Origin of the sequence: Thermosynechococcus sp. PKX82 (assembly GCF_031583255.1) — a bacterium.
Taxonomy (GTDB): domain Bacteria; phylum Cyanobacteriota; class Cyanobacteriia; order Thermosynechococcales; family Thermosynechococcaceae; genus Thermosynechococcus.
In genome coordinates, this window is record NZ_CP134169.1 from 1,595,682 (window position 1) to 1,609,257 (window position 13,576).

The 13,576-nt window shown below is 52.8% G+C and carries 15 protein-coding genes; 3 read left to right on the forward strand and 12 right to left on the reverse strand.

Going from position 1 to position 13,576, the window contains the following annotated elements:
* Positions 1 to 36: 36 nt before the first annotated feature.
* From ndhM to RHH53_RS07890, 4 genes are all read right to left on the reverse strand, one after another.
* Complete coding sequence (gene ndhM / locus RHH53_RS07875) at positions 37 to 372, reverse strand: photosynthetic/respiratory NAD(P)H-quinone oxidoreductase subunit M (protein WP_206199685.1); 336 nt, start codon at positions 370 to 372, stop codon at positions 37 to 39.
* Between the two features lie 251 nt (positions 373 to 623).
* On the reverse strand, positions 624 to 962 hold the full coding sequence (locus tag RHH53_RS07880) for a DNA-binding protein (protein WP_315863022.1): 339 nt from the start codon (positions 960 to 962) through the stop codon (positions 624 to 626).
* 140 nt (positions 963 to 1,102) lie between these two features.
* A complete protein-coding gene (locus RHH53_RS07885) occupies positions 1,103 to 2,464 on the reverse strand; it encodes a CHASE3 domain-containing protein (protein WP_310742721.1) in 1,362 nt (453 codons plus the stop codon).
* Positions 2,465 to 2,510: 46 nt separating this feature from the next.
* Positions 2,511 to 3,194: a response regulator transcription factor gene (locus RHH53_RS07890; protein ID WP_206199688.1), complete on the reverse strand. Its 684-nt coding sequence runs from the start codon at positions 3,192 to 3,194 to the stop codon at positions 2,511 to 2,513.
* Between the two features lie 157 nt (positions 3,195 to 3,351).
* Between RHH53_RS07890 and RHH53_RS07895 the strand changes: the two genes are divergently transcribed.
* Both RHH53_RS07895 and trmFO read left to right on the forward strand, forming a co-directional pair.
* A complete protein-coding gene (locus RHH53_RS07895) occupies positions 3,352 to 4,755 on the forward strand; it encodes a cation:proton antiporter (protein WP_206199689.1) in 1,404 nt (467 codons plus the stop codon).
* A gap of 2 nt (positions 4,756 to 4,757) precedes the next feature.
* A complete protein-coding gene (gene trmFO / locus RHH53_RS07900; protein ID WP_310743635.1) occupies positions 4,758 to 6,131 on the forward strand; it encodes an FADH(2)-oxidizing methylenetetrahydrofolate--tRNA-(uracil(54)-C(5))-methyltransferase TrmFO in 1,374 nt (457 codons plus the stop codon).
* Here the strand turns inward: trmFO and tsaE are convergent.
* Genes tsaE through RHH53_RS07925 form a run of 5 tightly spaced genes read right to left on the reverse strand, consistent with a single transcriptional unit; the run spans position 6,034 to position 9,606 of the window.
* The gene (tsaE, locus tag RHH53_RS07905) at positions 6,034 to 6,492 is read right to left on the reverse strand and encodes a tRNA (adenosine(37)-N6)-threonylcarbamoyltransferase complex ATPase subunit type 1 TsaE (RefSeq protein WP_310743636.1); all 459 of its coding nucleotides are present in this window, start codon (positions 6,490 to 6,492) and stop codon (positions 6,034 to 6,036) included. The two genes, trmFO and tsaE, sit on opposite strands and share 98 nt — an antisense overlap.
* Positions 6,493 to 7,185, reverse strand: a complete 693-nt coding sequence (bchM, locus tag RHH53_RS07910) for a magnesium protoporphyrin IX methyltransferase (protein WP_310743637.1) — start codon at positions 7,183 to 7,185, stop codon at positions 6,493 to 6,495.
* A 48-nt stretch (positions 7,186 to 7,233) separates the two neighbouring features.
* On the reverse strand, positions 7,234 to 8,142 hold the full coding sequence (locus tag RHH53_RS07915; protein ID WP_310743638.1) for a permease-like cell division protein FtsX: 909 nt from the start codon (positions 8,140 to 8,142) through the stop codon (positions 7,234 to 7,236).
* Positions 8,111 to 8,833, reverse strand: a complete 723-nt coding sequence (gene ftsE / locus RHH53_RS07920; protein WP_310743639.1) for a cell division ATP-binding protein FtsE — start codon at positions 8,831 to 8,833, stop codon at positions 8,111 to 8,113. The genes RHH53_RS07915 and ftsE overlap by 32 nt, the downstream gene beginning before the upstream one ends.
* Positions 8,830 to 9,606, reverse strand: a complete 777-nt coding sequence (locus RHH53_RS07925; protein ID WP_310453381.1) for a WecB/TagA/CpsF family glycosyltransferase — start codon at positions 9,604 to 9,606, stop codon at positions 8,830 to 8,832. The genes ftsE and RHH53_RS07925 overlap by 4 nt, the downstream gene beginning before the upstream one ends.
* A gap of 294 nt (positions 9,607 to 9,900) precedes the next feature.
* On the opposite strand from RHH53_RS07925, the gene psbD reads away from it, so the two are divergent.
* Positions 9,901 to 10,959 (forward strand): photosystem II D2 protein (photosystem q(a) protein), encoded by a 1,059-nt coding sequence (gene psbD / locus RHH53_RS07930; protein ID WP_206199695.1) that lies wholly within the window; start codon positions 9,901 to 9,903, stop codon positions 10,957 to 10,959.
* Between the two features lie 57 nt (positions 10,960 to 11,016).
* Here the strand turns inward: psbD and rfbC are convergent, their stop codons facing one another.
* From rfbC to rfbB, 3 genes are read right to left on the reverse strand one after another with little or no spacing between them, the layout of a single operon-like run.
* Entirely contained in the window at positions 11,017 to 11,565 is a 549-nt protein-coding gene (rfbC, locus tag RHH53_RS07935) for a dTDP-4-dehydrorhamnose 3,5-epimerase (RefSeq protein ID WP_206199696.1), read from the reverse strand.
* On the reverse strand, positions 11,558 to 12,445 hold the full coding sequence (gene rfbA / locus RHH53_RS07940; protein ID WP_310743640.1) for a glucose-1-phosphate thymidylyltransferase RfbA: 888 nt from the start codon (positions 12,443 to 12,445) through the stop codon (positions 11,558 to 11,560). The genes rfbC and rfbA overlap by 8 nt, the downstream gene beginning before the upstream one ends.
* A complete protein-coding gene (rfbB, locus tag RHH53_RS07945) occupies positions 12,442 to 13,521 on the reverse strand; it encodes a dTDP-glucose 4,6-dehydratase (protein WP_310743641.1) in 1,080 nt (359 codons plus the stop codon). Before rfbB ends, rfbA begins: the two co-directional genes overlap by 4 nt.
* Positions 13,522 to 13,576: the final 55 nt, after the last annotated feature.

A 13,576-nucleotide genomic window follows, 5' to 3' on the forward strand; every position in this document is an offset into this window, starting at 1 on the left:
ACCTGTTAAATAATCCGCAATTGAGGATGAATAAATCTAGGAGTGATTCACACGAGGAATCCCCAGACTGTAGTTGCGCACACGACTGTTGAGGTTGTAGCCAATTTCCCCCTGCATCAGCAAAGAGCGAATAAAATGCTCCAAGTCCGAGCCAATGCGCCGCAGATTATATTCCGTCAAGTCCTCGCCAGCGGCATTTGCCACCAACTCCTGAAATTTGGCTTCCACCTTCGCTAGGGCGGCGTCGTTCCACTCCAACTCGTTATCGGGATCCACATTCAGCGTCAGCGTTTCTGTATCAGGATGAACTTCCCCATCAACCACATGGCCGGCATAGATGTGAACGTGGCGTGTTGTAGACTTCAGTAGCATGGCTAACCAATGACGAGTGAACCGTAGTTCGTAAACGCTTCTACTATACCAAGAATCCTTGCGCGGAAAGTTTCGAAAAACTCATGCCTTAACCCAAGAATCCGTAATAGAACTAGGCTGGATTCTAGGCTGATTTTGGCTAGCGATCGCTAAAAGCTGAACATAAAAGGGGCAATTGCCCCCTCTATCCATCCAGATTTTTAGCTACCTCACAAAATTTCCCAGCCGCCTATGTGGTAACGGGCTTCCTCCTAACGTGCCTGTCGTTGCTCCCAGCGTCGCCGGCCACCCGCCCAGGGGGGAGGTCCACCATGGGGACGAATGTTAATCACCTCGCCATTGGCGCGGGTAATGCGAAAGGCGTCAAAGTCATAATCATCATATTTGCCGACAACTGTAACGGTTTCGCCGGGCTGGAGATTGATTTGGTGAAACCAACGGGGACCGGCATCCACAATGACTTGACCCGTGCCATCGTCGAGAATGAAATGATTGCCAACCGCACTGCGTACGGTGCCGCGAATGGTAATGCCATAGACATTGCCTAAATTACGAATCGGAGTTACCGACTGGGCAACACTTTGAGCCATCGGTGGCATCAAAACGCCCGTAGTACCTACAAAAAGAGACATACCCAAAGCCCATAAATACTTCCTAACCATCTTCTGTGTCCTCAATGCTTCAATCCCTAGATTAAGGAAAAAAAATGACAGAACTATGTCAACGTCCGTCAACGTCCGCTTGGGGGTAAGGTAATGGTCACCGTTGTTCCCTCCCCCACGCGACTGTGAATTTGCAGCTGTCCTTGATGAGCATCAACAATTTGTTTGACGATCGCTAGCCCCAAACCAAAGCCCTGCGGTTGTTTCTGACCTTGATGAATGCGATAAAAGCGCTCGCAGACATGGGGCAGGGCAGCTTCTGGAATGCCGATCCCCGTATCCACAACAGCAATTTGAACCTCGCGCTCCGTTGACTGAGTTTCCAATTTCACCTTGCCACCTTGGGGGGTATAGGCGCAGGCATTCCTCAAAAGATTTGCAATTGCTTGCTTGAGCAGCAAAAAGTCACCCTTTACCATGATGGGCAATTCAGGGAGTTGAACCACAAATGTAATCCCTTGGTCATCCATGGGCTGCTGCCACTCTTCAGCTAATTCCTTAATCAGCGCATGGGCATTAAACGATTGGCAATTGGCCAACTGACCTTCATGGCGAGCCAAAAACAGCAGATCGCTGACTAAATTGGCCATTTGTTTTGCAATCTGGCAGATGTTGTTTAAGTTTTGCTGCACAGTTGTAAAGGATTCACTGTCATCTTGCAGCTCTTCTTCTAAGATCATTAGAGCCAGTTGACTATTACTTAAAATTGCTGATAAAGGTGCCCTTAGCTCATGGGAAGCATTGGCTGTAAATCGTTGAAGCTGATGACAAACAACAGATAGTTTTTCATTATTTTCCCTAAGGGAATTTTCGCGCGATTCTAGTTCTGCAACCAGCTGATAAAACAAGCGAACAGAGAGTAAGCTAGCAATACCACCAATCACGGCAGCAGCAATTATAATTGACCATGCCAATTCTCGATACTCAATTTGGTGCCGCCGGCGATCGCCCAACAGCACCTCCTCATTTTTATAAAATTCGTAAATGCTTTGCCGTGCTCTTTCCATTAAAATCCGACTTTTATTCCAATCAATATTCTGCTCTTGGTTGGATTTACTGACTAAATGAGTCATAGATGCAAAATTTTCTGAATACACATAACGATCAAAAATCTGAATGTTTTGCTGAAGGGTTTCCTCGATTGAGTCTAAAGCCTTAAGTTGCTCAGGATTATCCTGTACCAGCTCTCTAATTTTTTCCAATGATGGAACAATGCGAGATTTTGCCGCAATGTAAGGTTGCAGAAAGCGGTGACTGCCTGTCAGGCTATAGCCACGCACACCCGTTTCCAAGTCCAGCAGTAAGTTAAGTAGTTTTTGCGTTTCTAGTCGTACTTTTTGCGTATGCAACACCCATTCATCATCTTCAATTAGGTTTAGCTTCAACCATATAAATGACGCGACAATAATGAACAGAAAGATAATCGGCATGGCAATAATTAAGCCAGCACGATAGCGAATTGATCCAACTACTTTCCTAAGAAACATTTTGCTGGGGATTCAAGGAATAACCACTACCATAGTGGGTTTTGAGCCAATGCTCTACACCCAGTTGCTTCAATTGCTCCCGCAGCCGTTTCACTCGCACAGCAACCGCGTTACTCTCAGGGGATTTATCCCATTCCCAGAGTTGACTTTCAATTTGCTGGCAGCTGAGAACTTGGCGTGGATGGCGCATCAGGTAGCTGAGCAACTGAAAATCTCGACTTTTAAGCTGAATTTCCACACCTTGATAGCTCAACTTCCGAGTCTCTAGGTGGAGAGTTAATCCCTCAAGGGTTAGTTCATCCCCCTGCCAGAGGGGCGATCGCCGCCGCAGGGCGCGGATGCGTGCCAATAATTCCAATAGATCCACGGGCTTAATGAGATAATCATCGGCACCCACATCTAAGCCAGTGACTTTATCCGCCGTCGTGTCCTTTGCGGTAAGAAAGACAATTGGCGCGGTTTTTTGCTGCTGGCGGTAATAGCGACACAGCTGTGTGCCTTCACCATCGGGTAAAAGCCAATCTAAAATGAGCAATTCATAATCCACCTCATGGATTAACCAGTAGGCTGTTTTCAAATCGGGTGCAGTATCAACGGTGTAGCCCTGCCGCTGCAGTGCTAGGCAAATGGGCTGTCGCTGCTGGGGGTCATCTTCGACAAAGAGAATGCGCATGATCGAGTGACCGCTGCTATAAAAAACGATGATAAACCGACTGAAATCCAACTTGATTTAGACAGAAAGAAATAGGATTCGGTTCAGGCCAGAGGCAGGTTGAGCAAAAGGGGAAGGCATGCTTAACTGAGTTAAAGAGTTTTGAGCCTTTGCTTCTATGCCTTTGATAGCGCTACTGTTTGAACCCTTTTTTGCCAATGCGGCAGCAGAATCAGTGAACTTGGCGGAAGCAGCACCTTTAATTTTGGCCGCTGTTTTACTGAGTCTGGTGGTGATTTACTTGGCGAGCAAAATGGGCGGTGAAATTTGTGCCCGCATTAACTTTCCACCGGTGTTGGGTGAGCTGGTGGGCGGTGTGGTGGTTGGTATTTCGGTCTTGCACCTGTTGGTCTTTTCCGAAGGGGGAACCACTGAGCCCTCTGTGCTGACGACGTTTATTCAGCAGACCACCGGCATGGATGACCCGCTGGCTACGGTGGTTGCCAATACTGCCAGTGAGGTCATTGCCGTCCTCTCAGAAATTGGCGTCATGATCCTGCTCTTTGAGATTGGCTTGGAGTCCGATCTAGAGGGTTTGCTGAGGGTGGGGCCGCAGGCAGCTATCGTTGCTGTGGGCGGGGTGGTGGTTCCCTTTACAGCAGGAACCCTTGGCCTCGTGACGCTGTTTCATGTGGACTTGGTACCGGCCATCTTTGCAGGGGCGGCTCTGACGGCAACCAGTATTGGCATCACAGCCAAAGTCCTTGCCGAAATTCAACGTCTTACTTCTCCGGAAGGTCAAATCATCATTGGGGCAGCCGTTCTCGATGATATTCTCGGCATTATTGTGCTGGCAGTGGTGGCCAGTCTAGCCAAAACGGGCACGGTCGAGATTAGCAATGTGATCTACTTGATCATTAGCTCTGTAGTCTTTTTGGTGGGGTCTGTTGTCGTGGGGCGGCTGCTGAGTCCCTTCTTTTTGGGAATGGTCGATCGCCTGACAACGCGCGGCAACTTACTGATTCCCTCTCTTATCTTTGCCTTTGTCCTTGGTTATGTGGCAGTGATGCTGCAATTGGAAGCGATTCTCGGTGCTTTTACCGCTGGCTTAGTCTTGGGGGAAACGGAAAAACGACGTGAGCTAGAGGAGCAGATTTTGCCCATTGCCGATATGCTAGTGCCAGTTTTCTTTGTCTGTGTTGGCGCACGCACCGATATTAGCGTTCTCAATCCCCTAGAACCGGCCAATCGTGCGGGTCTGATCATTGCCTCGTTCCTTGTATTGGTGGCCATTGTTGGTAAGGTGGTAACAGGGGCAACGGTCTTTGGCCAGCCGGGAATTAACCGTTGGGCCATTGGCATTGGTATGGTGCCTCGCGGTGAAGTGGGTTTGATTTTTGCGGCTGTGGGGTCGGCCAGCGGTGTGCTCTCGAAGGCTCTAGATGCCGGTATTATCGTCATGGTGATTGTGACCACGTTCGTTGCGCCACCCCTGTTGCGCTTGGTCTTCAAGCCAGAGGTAGAAGACTCAGAGGCGTTACCCAGCTCAGAAGTTGCAGTGGAGTCTCCCCCAGAAGGATAGCAATGGAACCGATTACGGTCATTGGTGGTGGTCTAGCGGGTACAGAAGCGGCTTGGCAAATTGTTCGAGCGGGTGTGCCGGTGGTGCTGTATGAAATGCGCCCCCATGTGCCTAGTCCAGCTCACCATACGGCGGAGTTGGCAGAGTTGGTGTGCAGTAATTCCTTTGGTGCCAAGGCCAGCGATCGCGCCACGGGGTTATTGCACCATGAACTGCGTGCCCTCGGGTCGTTGATTATTGCCACTGCCGATCGCCATCAAGTGCCTGCCGGCGGTGCTCTAGCGGTGGATCGTGCCCAGTTTAGTCGTGAGTTGACTGAAACCCTCGAACGCCATCCCCTTGTGACATTGCGGCGTGAAGAACTCCCCCATTTACCAGAGACCGGGATTGTCGTGCTAGCCACCGGGCCGCTTACCAGTGAGGCGCTGAGTGCGGATCTCCAACGCTTTACCGGACTGGACTACCTCAGCTTTTTCGATGCTGCCAGCCCAATTGTGGTTGGGGAGTCCATTAACCGTGAGGTGGCCTTTTTGGCCTCCCGCTACGACCGCGGGGAAGCGGCCTATCTCAACTGTCCCTTCACTGCTGAGGAATATCAGCGCTTTTGGCAGGCTCTCTGTGAAGCTGAACAGGCACCCTTGAAGGACTTTGAGCGTGAGAATGCTCAATTTTTTGAGGCTTGCTTACCCGTAGAGGAGTTGGCGCGGCGGGGGGTGGATACGCTGCGCTTTGGACCTTTGAAACCCGTGGGCTTGCGAGATCCGCGTACGGGAGAGCGTCCCTATGCGGTGGCACAACTGCGCCAAGAGGATCGCCATGGTCAACTGTGGAACTTGGTGGGCTTTCAAACCAATTTGCGCTGGGGCGAGCAGCAGCGAGTCTTGCGGATGATTCCGGGCTTAGAGCAGGCGGAGTTTGTGCGCATGGGGGTGATGCACCGCAATACCTTCTTAAATGCGCCGAAGTTGTTGAGTGCCAGTCTCCAGTTTCGCGATCGCCCCACCCTCTTGGCGGCGGGTCAAATTACCGGTACCGAAGGGTATACAGCAGCAGCGGCGGGGGGATGGTTAGCGGGAACGAACGCGGCTCGCTTGGCACAAGGACTCCCACCCTTGGTATTGCCGCCAACCACGATGGCCGGTGCCCTCTTCCACTACATCAGTACGGCGGAGAGCAAAACCTTCCAGCCCATGCCCCCCAACTTTGGTATTCTGCCACCCCTAGAGCAAAACGTTCGGCAAAAGGCCTTGCGCTATGCCGCTTATCGCGATCGCGCCCTTAGGGATTTAAGCATTTGGGCAACAGCGATGTCGCTGCCCCTACAGCCTCTAGAGTTAGACAGGTGCGATCCTGCTGTCGTTGAAGCTGGAGCCTAAGGTAGTCTGGGGGTAGCGTTGGCAGGCGATCGGGCCACTCTATGGCAACAATTCCGAGATCAATTTCTTCCCCAAGCCAATAGCGTTCCGGTGCCAACTCCGCCACTTCAGCGGGGGTAAGGCGATAGAGATCAAAGTGATAGAGGGGCACACGCCCTTCGGGGTATTCCTGAATCAGCGTGAAAGTGGGGCTTTGGATGACATCCGCAATGCCCAATCCCTCCCCCAAGGCTTGCACAAACGTGGTTTTCCCTGCCCCTAGATCCCCCGCTAACAAGAGCACTGTCCCCGGCGGCAGCCATGTCCCCCACTGGCGCCCCAAGGCTTGCAGATCCGCCAAGCTGAGGTTGAGGTTCGTCATCTAGGCGCGCACTGCTTCTAGGAGTCGCGAAAAGTAAAAGCGGGTTTTGGTCATGGCATTGCGTTCAATCCGCCAACCCAAGTCTCGCAAAATCCCCACAATAAATTCCTCACTGTGGAGATAGGCACGGGTGGCCTTGCTGGAGCCGGGGAAGAATTCACCAATTTTTTTCAGCAGCGTATATTTTGGTGTTTTGGGGGCAAAGCTGAGGATCAGTCGCTCCATCGCCAAGGAACTCAAGTGGGCTAGCATCCCTGCCATTTGGCTGTCGGGATAGTGGATGAGGACATCAAGGCAGATGACGGTATGGTATTGTCCCCGCAGGGCTTCAAGATCACTGACACTGAGGATGAGTTCATGGTGGCCATTCAATTGAGCAGCGGCGCGATCGCGGGCTTCGGCCACCATCTTCTCGGAAATGTCACTGGCATAGACCCGTGCCCCCAATTCCGCAAGGGGAATGCTCAGACTACCAACACCACAGCCCGCATCACAAATGAGTTTACCCTTGAGGGAGCCATCAGCCTTGAGCCATGCTAGTACCGTATCAATGGTCTGTTGGTGTCCCATGCGGATATCCGCTTGCACCTTGCTGACCTGATCCGTGCCATAGATGCGCCGCCAGCGATCGAAGCCGGTCGTGTTGAAATAATTTTGAACAATTGCTTTCTCGTCAGCCGTCAATTGTGCCATAGCCCTTAGAATCAATCGTCATTGCCCCATTTATTGTGGCATAGCCGCCTACCGCTGAGAGGTGGTTGGCAGTGCCAATCGGGTACTCACTAGCCCCAAAATTACCCCAATGATGATCAGGAACACCCCCAAGCCCAGCGACCATTCAAGGGAAACATTGCTGGCAAGAGCGCGAAAACTGGCCTGTTGGGTTAACCACTGCTGAAGCTGTTGACTACTGCCCCAGCCAACTATCCACGCCAGTAAACCACCGCCGCCACCTAGACTAGCGGCTTGAATAAATAGGGGGGTATAAATCCAAGTTTGGGTGGCGCCCACCAATGTCATGATCTCAATTTCAGGTTGGCGCACAAGGATAATCAACCGTAAAATGGCGCTCACTAAGGCAACTACCGTTAAACTCAGGAGCAGCACCAAAATGAACGTGACTGCCCGCACCACCCGCTGCACACTTTGCAGGCCCGTTAGGGCACGCTCAAGATACTGCACCGACTCAATGCCTTCCTTTTGGGCAATTTGGCTGGCTAGGGGAGCCACCTGTTCGAGGCTTTGGGCGCGGATCTTGATTTCATCGCTGAGGGGATTGGTGTCAAAGAGGGCTAAGCCACCCTGTTCACTTTTGAGGCCTAAATCAGCTTGCAATTGTGCCCAAGCGCGATCGCGATCAATCCAAGTGAAGTCGGCTACCCCCGGTAATGCCGCCAACTGCTCCTTAAGGCTGGCCATTTTGGCTGCGGGAAGTTCAGGCGACACATAGGCCGTAATTTCTAGCCGATTGCCCAAGGACTCGACACTAGCGCCAAGGAGGTGCGACACTTGCCAGCCCCAACCAAAAATAAAGAGCGTCACGGCCACAGCAATAACGGCTGCGCCATTGAGCCAACCACCGCGCCAGAGACTGCGGCGCACTTCTGGAAGCAAAAAGTCAAGGGTGGGTAAGGGACTCAAGTTTGCCATGGTGCAAATGGAGAATCCGATGGGGGACTAAGCGAGTCAAGGCTAAGTCATGGGTGGTAAAGAGAACCGTTAGCCCATGTTGATGGAGGCGATGGAGCAGGGCAAGAATTTGCTGGCTGGTTTGCGGATCCAGATTGCCCGTGGGTTCATCCGCCAGCAATAGCTCAGGCCCACCAACGATTGCCCGAGCAATGCTCACCCGCTGCTGCTCTCCCCCCGATAGAGATTGGGGATTGGCATTGGCTTTGTGGCTCAGGCCCACCAGTTTGAGCGCCGTTTGTACCCGCTGCTGAATTTCTGCTTTGGGAATACCGCGCACCAGCAGCGCAAAAGCCACATTGTCTGCCACGGAGCGATCGCCCAGCAGCTTAAAGTCTTGAAAGATTACCCCCAAGCGCCGCCGCAACTGTGCCATCCGTCGATCCTGTTGGGGATTGACTTCCTCACCAAAGAGGCGAACTATGCCCTGATCTGGGCGAACTTGGCCACAGAGGAGTTTTAAGAGGGTGGATTTACCCGACCCCGAAGCACCCGTGAGAAAATAAAACTCTCCCCGTCGCAGTTGTAAATTGACGCGATGTAAGCAGGGCAAAGTGCCACCAAAGGACTTCGTGACTTGCCACAGTTCTGCAACGATTACCCCCTCAGAGGTGGGTTCGCAGGGGGGTAACACTGGGGTCACTGCTGTCATCGGGACGAGAAACGCTGTCGCCCATACAAACGACTTAGAAGCGCCTTCCATGCAAATTGGGGCAAAGCCAACATCCGCCGCCAGCGCCACGGTTCCTGATACAGACGGTAGAGCCATTCTAGATGGAGTTTTTGCATTAGCTTGGGTGCTCGCTTTTTAACCCCTGCCCACACATCAAAACTACCGCCCACGCCAACCCAAATCGCCTCTGGACAAATGTGACGATGGCGATCAATCCAATATTCCTGACGGGGAACTCCCAAAGCCACAAAAATAATGTGGGGTTGTGTCTCCTTTAGCGTTTCAATGAGAGCAACCTCTGTATCGGCATCGTGGTAGCCTGACTGCACACCAATAATGTTTAGGTTGGGCAACTCTCGATGCCAGCGCTCAGCCACTTTTTCTGCCACCCCCGGCGCTGCCCCATAGAAGAAGACCCGCTTGGGCTGGGGCGCCTCATTGGCAAGTCGCAGGAGGGCTTCGGCAAATTCAATCCCCGGCAGACGGCGCACCGAGAGGCCATGCAACTTGAGGTAGAGAATGACCCCCGATCCATCGGGAATCACCAAATCAGCACGGTGTAAAACATCAGCAAACTCTGGTGTTCGCTCCGCCAGCATCACCATCTCTGAATTGAGCGTGATCACGTGCTGACCATGGCCATCCCGCTGTTGCATTAGCAGCCACTCAGGAGCGTTGTCCACCAAATGAAGGGGAAATCCGAAAACTGAGACTTTTGCGGGAATGGTGGGCATCACAAGGGGGTAACCCATAGGGAAATTGAGCACAAGAAACACCGAGTATCTTACAGCCCTTTTCACAGCAAGTGAACACTCTGCGCAAAACAGCGTGATGGGCAGGAGAACGCTTCAGTAGTGGATCCCCGTCGTCTGGAAAAGGGCTATATCGGATATACAAGGTCATCCCACGGGATATGCCTTGTTGAAAACCACAAAACGCCTTTGCTAGATTAGAGTCGTTATTAAGATTCGTAAACTTGGCTCTTATCGTCCCATTGAGCTACCTCACGAATCTGCCTTTATCACTTCCTTTCGGAGTTGAGTTTTATGACGATCGCAATTGGACGAGCGCCAGCAGAACGGGGATGGTTTGACATCCTCGACGACTGGCTCAAGCGTGACAGATTTGTCTTTGTCGGCTGGTCAGGCATCCTGCTGTTTCCCTGCGCCTACCTTGCCCTCGGGGGCTGGCTGACCGGTACCACCTTTGTGACCTCTTGGTACACCCACGGCCTCGCCTCCAGCTACCTCGAAGGCTGCAACTTCCTCACCGTTGCCGTTTCCACCCCCGCCAACAGCATGGGGCACTCCCTCCTGCTCCTCTGGGGTCCCGAAGCCCAAGGGGACTTCACCCGCTGGTGCCAACTGGGCGGTCTGTGGACCTTTATCGCCCTCCACGGCGCCTTTGGCCTCATTGGCTTCATGCTGCGGCAATTTGAAATTGCTCGCTTGGTGGGCATCCGTCCCTACAACGCCATTGCCTTCAGTGCCCCCATTGCCGTTTTTGTCAGCGTCTTCTTGATGTATCCCTTGGGGCAATCCAGTTGGTTCTTTGCCCCCAGCTTTGGCGTGGCTGCCATCTTCCGCTTCCTGCTGTTCTTCCAAGGGTTTCACAACTGGACTTTGAACCCCTTCCACATGATGGGGGTGGCCGGTGTGCTCGGCGGTGCCCTGTTGTGTGCCATCCACGGTGCCACAGTGGAGAACACCCTCTTCCAAGATGGCGAAGGCGCCAGCACCTTCCGTGCCTTTAGCCCCACCCAATCGGAAGAGACCTACTCGATGGTGACGGCCAACCGGTTCTGGAGCCAAATTTTTGGCATTGCCTTCTCGAACAAGCGCTGGTTGCACTTTTTCATGTTGTTTGTGCCCGTGACGGGGCTGTGGATGAGTGCGATTGGCGTGGTGGGTCTGGCGTTGAACCTGCGGTCTTACGACTTTATTTCGCAGGAGATTCGGGCAGCGGAAGACCCTGAGTTTGAGACCTTCTACACCAAGAACCTGCTCTTGAACGAGGGCATTCGCGCTTGGATGGCGCCCCAAGACCAACCCCATGAAAACTTTGTCTTCCCAGAAGAGGTACTCCCCCGTGGTAACGCTCTGTAGAGCCTAATCGTATCCTCGTCTGAGTGTCCCTCTCCAATTGGGGAGGGATTTTTTATCTCAAGCAAATAGGGGAAGTTCGTTAAACGACTTGCCCTGCTGATCCTTGGCAGAAAGGAGGGGTTCGCTGTCGATCGGCCATTGAATGCCGACGGTTGGATCATTCCACAGCAGCGTATATTCATCCCCCGGATTGTAGTAGTCCGTTGTTTTGTAGAGCACTTGGGCAGTGGCTGATTGCACCCAGAAACCATGGGCAAAGCCAGGGGGAATCCACAGTTGCCGGAAGGTCTGCGCACTCAGCCAAGTCCCCACCCATTGGCCACAGGTGGGCGAAGAGCGCCGCAAATCGACTGCGACATCGAAAATTTCCCCCTCGATCACGCGAATGAGTTTGCCCTGGGGCTGTTGGTGCTGGTAGTGTAATCCCCGTAGCACGCCCTGTTGTGAGGCAGAGTGATTGTCTTGGACAAAGGTCACCTCTAAGCCTGTAGCGGCCATAAAAGCCCGCTGATTAAAGCTTTCTAGGAAAAAGCCCCGCTGATCGCGAAAGACACGGGGTTCCAAGAGCAGAACGTCAGCGATCGCCAGCGGTTGTACCTTAAGCATGAATGCCTCCAGTGACTTCTGCCCACACCTGCAAGAGATATTGACCGTAGCTACTTTTGCGCAGGGGTTGGGCGAGTTCATAAAGTTGCTCTGGGGTAATGTAGCCCTGATGCAGAGCAATTTCCTCTAAGCAGGCAATTTTCACCCCCTGCCGTTCCTCCAGTGTGCGAATAAAGCTGCTGGCCTGTTGCAGCAGATCATGGGTACCCGTATCCAGCCACGCATAGCCGCGTCCCAGCAATTCCACCCGCAGTTGTCCCTTTTCAAGGTAGAGGCGGTTGAGATCGGTGATTTCCAGTTCCCCCCGCGCCGATGGTTGAAGCTGGGCTGCCAGATCGCACACTTGATGGTCATAGAAATAGATGCCGGGCACCGCATAGTTGGACTTGGGCACCACTGGCTTTTCCTCAATGCCGAGGACGCGACCGCTGGCATCAAACTCAATCACACCGTACTGCTGCGGATTGGCCACCCGATAGCCAAAAATCATTGCCCCTTCCGTCAATTGCGCCCCCTGTTGCAATTTTTGGGGTAAATCATGGCCGTAGAGTAGATTATCCCCAAGGGTGAGGCAGACGGGTTCTCCTTGTAAAAACTCCCGCCCTAGGATAAAAGCTTCCGCGAGACCATTGGGCTGAGGCTGCACACAATAGCTGAGGGACAAGCCCCACTGATGACCATCCCCTAGAAGCTTTTCAAAAAGATAGAGGTGCTCTGGGGTAGAAATAATGAGGATCTCCCGAATCCCCGCCAGCATCAGAATTGAGAGGGGATAGTAAATCATTGGCTTGTCATAAATGGGCATCAGTTGTTTACTGAGCACCTGTGTCAGGGGATAGAGGCGGGTTCCAGAGCCACCAGCCAAAATAATTCCTTTCATGGGCAATGACTAAGAACGCTGCCATAGTGGGTTGCCAGCCAAGCACTGTAGTCGGCGGTGCGCGCTGCTTCCACCCAGTCTTGATGGGCAAGATACCACTGCACGGTTTTTTCGAGGCCACTGCCAAACGTTTCTTGGGGCTGCCACCCCAGTTCCCGCTGAATTTTACGGGCGTCAATGGCGTAGCGGCGATCGTGACCGGGGCGATCGCTCACAAAGGTAATCAAGCTGCAGTAATTCAAATCAGCGCGAGGCACAAGGGTTTGCAGCAGATCGCAGAGGGTTTGCACGACCTCAAGGTTCGGCTTTTCGCAGTTGCCACCAATGTTGTAGGTTTCCCCCACCTGACCCTTTTGCCAAACGGTATAGACCGCACGGCAGTGATCTTCAACGTAGAGCCAATCCCGCACATTTTGACCATCGCCATATATCGGCAGCGGTTGCCCCGCTAGGGCTTGGCAGATCACCAGCGGAATCAGCTTTTCGGGAAACTGGTAGGGACCATAGTTGTTGGAGCAATTCGTTGTCAGGGTGGGCAGACCGTAGGTGTGGTGGTAAGCTCGCACCAAGTGATCTGAGGCAGCCTTTGAGGCGGCATAGGGGCTGTTGGGGGCATAGGGGCTGTCTTCGCGAAAGGGCGGATCCTCAGAGCCAAGGCTGCCATAGACTTCATCGGTGGAAATATGAATGAAGCGGAACTGCTCCTGTGCTCCAGTGGGTAACTGCTGCCAGTAGGTTTTGACCTCCTCTAGGAGATTGGCGGTGCCCACAACATTGGTTTGGATAAAGTCTTGGGGACTATTAATGGAGCGATCGACATGGCTTTCGGCAGCAAAGTGAATCACGGCATCGGGCTGAAAGGTTTGCAATAGCTCTTGCACAAGGGGGCGATCGCCCACATCCCCCTTGACAAATTGATAATTGGGCAATTGCTCGAGCATGGCCAAGGTGCCGGGGTGACAGGCATAGGTCACTTTATCGAGGTTGAGTACCGCCCCCCAGCCTTCCGTAAGGGCTAAGCGCACAAAGTTGGCGCCAATAAAACCACCCCCACCCGTTACCAAAAACTTGATCATGGACACTGACACCACCAGATTCTGGCTTGCATCATACCAAGACTAGACACCCGTT